Source organism: Mesorhizobium sp. WSM4837, from assembly GCF_055811435.1.
The window spans coordinates 1-1,064 of sequence record NZ_JBVVQE010000205.1; the positions used below are offsets into that span (position 1 = coordinate 1).

Here is a 1,064-nt window from a genome sequence, read left to right on the forward strand (position 1 = left end):
TTGAACTCCGCGGTCGGAATGATGGACGAGGCCCCCTGGCTCGGGCTGGCGGTTAGCGATGGCCATCTCGAGAGCCTCGGTCGCAAGGCTTGCTCTGAGATGCGTATCCAACGCCCATCCGACGACTTTGCGGCTAAACGCATCCAGGACAACGGCAAGGAAAGCAAACTCCTCAGCCAGATGCAGGAACGTGATATCGGCCACCCACAGCTGGTCGAGCCCATTGAGGATCATCCCCTTGGCAAGGTTCGGCACGACGTGCCAACCATGCCTCGAGTTCGTCGTCACAGGAACAAAGGGTCTTGCGCGCAGGCACAATAGATTGTCTTCCCGCATGATCCGTAGAATGCACTTATGGTTGACTTGCCATCCCTCCCGCCGCAGCAGGGCTGCGATCCGGCGGTATCCGTAGTGCGCGTTGCCGAGAGCCATCTTCTGAATGAGATCGCGCAAACCTGTCTCGGCCCGCCGAGGCGCCGAATCCAGCCAATGACGGTAGTAACTCGCGCGGCTGACGCCAGCGAGCCAGCACATTCTGTCGATGTTGAATTCGCCTTGCGACAGGCCGGTCGTCATCTTTTCGATGACTTTGAAGATCCCGTTTCGCCAGGAGCGCTGCTCCGACGATGATCTTCCTCGAAATGCCGCAAGGCTTCGCGAAAAAAATCGAGATCGAGTTGCTGCTGCCCGACTTTCTGCTCCAATTCCCTGATCCGGCGCCTGGCCTTGGTCAGCGCCTTTTCCTGAGGTGCCGGCGTGTCGACTGCGCTCTGCACCTGCGCGGCCCCGTCAACTCCTGCCATCGATCTGGCCGGCCGGCCGCGCCGACGTGACTTCAGATTACCACGAAACCTGAGGTGATCACGCCACTCGTAAAGTCGTTGGCGACTGATGCCAACCTCGTCGGCTAACTTGCTGACGGTTTCGCCCGCCTCCATGCGCTGGAGAAGCTCCAGCTTTTGGTCCTCATCAATAACTCTTTGCCGTCCGGCCATGCCCCAGTTTCCTCTCTTGCAGGGAAACTGTCCGCGATTTGCCTTGTCTCAGTCTGGGGGTGCACTCCA

At 59.3% G+C, this 1,064-nt stretch carries 2 protein-coding genes; both read right to left on the minus strand.

The annotated features are described in order from the left end of the window. Positions 1-576 (minus strand): IS3 family transposase (locus AC0L3D_RS36715; RefSeq protein WP_473647534.1); only part of this gene is annotated, 576 nt, incomplete at its 3' end. After that, on the minus strand, positions 573-995 hold the full coding sequence (locus AC0L3D_RS36720) for a helix-turn-helix domain-containing protein (protein ID WP_473647535.1): 423 nt from the start codon (positions 993-995) through the stop codon (positions 573-575). The genes AC0L3D_RS36720 and AC0L3D_RS36715, both read right to left, overlap by 4 nt. Positions 996-1,064: the final 69 nt, after the last annotated feature.

Excerpts from the sequence above, each read along its gene's own strand:
- AC0L3D_RS36720 (WP_473647535.1), bottom strand. The coding sequence starts at position 995 with ATGGCCGGACGGCAAAGAGTTATTGATGAGGACCAAAAGCTGGAGCTT.